Here is a 4,630-nt window from a genome sequence, read left to right on the forward strand (position 1 = left end):
GGAAATGCCCCGCTCAGCCAACATATCGCTGACGTGAGCATAACTCAGTGGCGTCGAGCCATACCATCGAAGGCACCACAGGATAATAGCCGGTGCAAAATGCTTCCATTTAAAATCGTCAGGTACCATTGAACTTCCCCTTGAAAGAGACTCTGGCTTCAGTGTTCCTCATCAACTCAATTTTTGCAACAAGCCCGATACGTTCTATGTTGGCAATCTGAAAGGTGTCGGCCGTATCTATCAACAGACAACAGACGTTCGTGAATACGTACTCGAAAGTGGCACACTGTAAGTTGTATACAAGTAAAACACCGATCACTGCTGCCGACCTGCTTAATGATCGCGTTCTGCCTTTCTATGAGGCTCAGGGTCTGCCAATGCTGAGAATACTGACCGACAGGGGTACAGAGTACTGCGGTAAAGTAGAGCAGCATGATTACCAGCTGTATCTGGCCATCAATGACATAGACCATACAAAAACGAAGGCGATGTCTCCGCAGACGAATGGTATCTGCGAGTGGTTCCATAAAACCATTTTACAGGAATTTTATCAGGTTACGTTCCGCAAGAAGCTATATGCCGACCTGAAGAGCCTGCAAATGGATCTGGACAACTGGTTGTGGCACTACAATAATGAGCGAACTCATCAGGGGAAAATGTGCTGCGGGCGTACGCCGATGGCCACGTTACTTGATGGAAAACGGGTCTGGACAAAAAAGAATCTGAACCAGATTTAATCTGACAGACACCTGTATAAATAACCGGTAACTGTCAGCTCAGGTCTGAGCTAGTACATTTTATGAGAAACAACCGGCGTTTCTGCCGGTTGTTTCTTTATTATTGTAATCCTTCTTATGTAGGGGTATCTTTTGATACCGTTTCTATTGGCACTACCTCAACCTCATTATTCTCATCCACGATGAGATCAAATACAATCCAGTTATAATCTTTATAAACCGGACTCGGACTATTAGGAACGCCACTAAAACTCATCTTATAAGATGTTCCTGGTTTCAGTGTTAAATTTTGATTCAGGATGATTTGCACATTCACTTTTGTCTTTTCGCTTATGGAAGGCCCTGAGTAATTCCTAACGTAATATCTATACGTTCCCACATGCCCGTTAGCTATAGTGATAGTTTCAATTCCCGGATAATCCATTGCATCTATATCTAGTACTGCATCCGCACCCGCAGGAGTTTTATTGCCAGTCCCCACATTATACCGAGTTCCGCCGCCAATACGCGGAACCAGTAAATGAGCATCCAAATCTTTTGGCGATGCACTCCACGACAAAATAATACGGCCTAATTCAGGACCCAGCGCCGGAGACAATGCAAACTTAAAGTTAGCGTTTTCATTACTCGTTACTTCCATGAAGTCATTATAGGATTCATAATTAGCCGCTGTGATTTCTACTAAATACTTTCCGCCAACAAGGTCAACCTTAAACTTACCGGTTGCATCTGTTGTATCCTCGAACAGCAATTCCGATCCGTCTTCTGTTAAGATCTTAACATGTGCCCCGATAATCGGTTTATCTCCTGTGGCCACTGCGTCAATCACCAACACCGACGTTGTGTAGAGCTTTTCAAAGGAGACTTTTTGTTCAGCATTGACTTTGTCTGGTTTTCCCTGTATGGCAGCACGAACCACAATGTCATTGACCGGGGTCTTAGTGCTGATCAGTTTGACGAATGCTTTACCCTCTGCATCTGTCGGTAGTTGAGTATCAGAAAATGTAGCGTAAGTTCCTGCAGTACTTGTCCAGTCAATCATTACATCACTAACCGGGTTGTTGTTCTCATCACGGACTTCAGCAATAAATTCAAACGAATCAGTGCCGTTTGCAATCTTCCGTGTCTGCACACCATTGAGATATACACTGGTGACTGTTGCAGTTGCAGCATCGCCAGTCAGGTTGACAGTGACACCGGCAACCGGCAGTACGGTGCCGTTGACGGTCACCGTCAACGGTGCTGCGCCAGCGTTGGTTCCCGTTAAGGTCGCCGTGTAGACACCATCCCCCTTATCCGTCACTATACTGAACTTTACATCTATCAAATCCGTACTGAACAACACAGTTTGACCGGACACCCCGTTACCGTTGGCATCCCGCAGCACCAGCGTCAGCTCGGATTCATCACTGCCATCGGCCATGATCGTCTGCGGTTCCGCCATCAGCTCGGATTTATCCTTGTCCGGCATACTGCTGTCCGCCGTGATGGCGTAGGCCGCAGACTCTGCCGCACTGTCCCACGTGTTCAGCTGCAGGGAAACCTTCAGCCCGGTGCCGGCGGTCTCCGCCGTGTACGTGCCGGTGTAGCTGCCGTCACCATTATCAGTCCAGCTGCTGCCGGATGTCATGGTGGCATTCGGCACCGTCACCGTGATGGCCGTTAAGGCCGCCGATTCACCGGCAACCCCGTTGCCCTGTGCGTCCTTCAGCGTCACCGTCACCGTGATGTCCGTGCCCGCGGTGTACGTGGCGTTATCCGTGCTGACGGACGAGGTGGCCTGTGCCGCATTACCCGCCGTGATGGCGTAGGCCGCGGACTCTGCCGCACCGCCCCACGCGCCCAGCTGCAGGGTGGCTTTCAGCCCGGTACCCGCGGTCTCTGCCGTGTACGTGCCGGTGTAACTGCCGTCGCCGTTGTCCGTCCAGCTGCCTGCTTTCTGTGTGGCATTCGGCACCGTCACCGTGGTGGCCGTTAAGGCCGCGGATTCACCGGCAACCCCGTTGCCCTGCGCGTCGTTCAGCGTCACCGTCACCGTGATGTCTTCCCCGGCGGTGTAGGCGGTTTTGTCCGTGCTGATGACTGACGTGGCCTCTGCCGCATTACCCGCCGTGATGGCGTAGGCCGCGGATTCTGCCGCTCCGTCCCAGTCACTCAGCTGCAGGAGTGCCTTCAGTTCCGTCCCCGCCGTATTTGCCACATAGGTGCTGGTATAACTGCCGTCGCCGTTGTTCGTCCAGCCGCCCGCTTTCTGTGTTGCATTCGGTACCGTCACCGTGGAAATGAAGTCGCCGCCCCCGGCGACAGCACTGTTACCCTGCGCATCCTTAAAGCTGATCGTCACAATGATATCATTGCCCGCCGTGTAGCTGGTGTTATCCACCGAGATAACGGAGGTTGCCTGTGCCGGTCTGCCTGCCGTGATGCTGTACGCTCCGGATTCTGCCGCGCCGTCCCACGTATCCAGCTGCAGGGTCGCCTTCAGCCCCGTGTCCGTCGTCTCTGCCACATAGGTGCGGACGTACGAGCTGCGACCTTTTAACGTCCAGTTGCTGCCGGGTTTCAGCGACGCATTAGGCACTGTCACCGTGGATGCAGAGACCGCGGACTCCGCAGACTCAGCATTAATATAGTTGCCCTGTGCATCATACAGCGTTACCGCCACCTCGATATCCATACCTGCCGTGTAGGTAATACGGTCCGTCGAGATAACGGAGGTGGCCTGCGCCGCACTGCCTGCCGTGATAACAAAACTTCGGGAGCGAATATACTGTTGTACTCCGCCAACATACAGAACGGCATAATAATTACCACCAATACCTGCCTTGTTCGCCACATAAATGCCGGTGTACGTGCCGTCTCCGTTATCCGTCCAGCTGCTGCCCTCTTTCATCAGCGAGTCCCCGCCGACCTCAACCCTGCCGGCCAATTCGTCCGCCCTGCCGCTTAGTGCGTTACCCTGCGCATCCTTCAGCGTCACCGTTACCGTGATATCACTGCCGGAAATGTAGCTGGTGTTATCCACAGCGATACCTGAGGAGCGCCAGTCTTCACTGCCCGGCGTAATGGTGTACACCGCGGACTCGGCCGCGCTGCCCCACTCACCCAGCTGCAGGGTGGCTTTCAGGCCGGTGCCGGCGGTATGGGCCACATAGGTGCCGGTGTAACTGCCGTCGCCGTTGTCACGCCAGCCGGTAGTACCGGTGCCGGATTTCACTGTCGCATTCGGGACCGTCACAGCGGAAATTACGTCCCGCACCAGTCCTTTAACCGCGTTACCCTGCGCGTCGTTCAGCGTCACCGTCACCGTGATGTCCGTGCCCGCGGTGTATGCGGTGTTATCCGTGCTGATGGCCGACGTGCCTTCTGCCGGCTCGCCTGCCATGATGGTGTAGGCCGCGGACTCTGCCGCACTGCCCCACGCGCCCAGCTGCAGGGTGGCTTTCAGCCCGGTACCCGCGGTCTCTGCCGTGTACGTGCCGGTGTAGCTGCCGTCACCATTATCAGTCCAGCTGCTGCCGGCTTTCTGTGTGGCATTCGGCACCGTCACCGTGGTGGCCGTTAAGGCCGCGGATTCACCGGCAACCCCGTTGCCCTGCGCGTCGTTCAGTGTCACCGTCACCGTGATGTCTTCCCCGGCGGTGTACGTGGTGTTATTCGTGCTGATGGCTGAGGTGGCCTGTACCGCATTACCCGCCGTGATGGCGTAGGCCGCGGATTCTGCCGCACCGCCCCACGTGCCCAGCTGCAGGGTCGCCTTCAGCCCCGTGCCCGCTGTGTTTGCCACATAGGTGCCGGTGTAGCGGCCGTCGCCGTGGTCCGCCCAGCTGCTGCCGGCCTTCTGTGTGGCATTCGGCACCGTCACCGTGGTGGCCGTTAAGGCCGCGGATTCA

General features: G+C 54.8%; 1 protein-coding gene and 2 pseudogenes. 1 reads left to right on the top strand and 2 read right to left on the bottom strand.

Translation table 11 applies throughout. The features are described 5' to 3' along the window. Positions 1–129: pseudogene (locus tag X965_RS19445) on the bottom strand (IS6 family transposase); the annotation flags it as partial. A 64-nt stretch (positions 130–193) separates the two neighbouring features. On the opposite strand from X965_RS19445, the pseudogene X965_RS18330 reads away from it, so the two are divergent. After that, positions 194–737 (top strand): annotated as a pseudogene (locus X965_RS18330) (integrase core domain-containing protein); the annotation flags it as partial. Positions 738–852: 115 nt separating this feature from the next. On the opposite strand, the gene X965_RS18335 reads toward X965_RS18330, so the two are convergent. Further along, positions 853–4,630 (bottom strand): invasin domain 3-containing protein (locus X965_RS18335; protein WP_172794105.1); only part of this gene is annotated, 3,778 nt, incomplete at its 5' end.

Origin of the sequence: Morganella sp. EGD-HP17 (genome assembly GCF_000512315.2) — a bacterium.
Classification (GTDB): Bacteria; Pseudomonadota; Gammaproteobacteria; order Enterobacterales; family Enterobacteriaceae; genus Morganella; species Morganella morganii.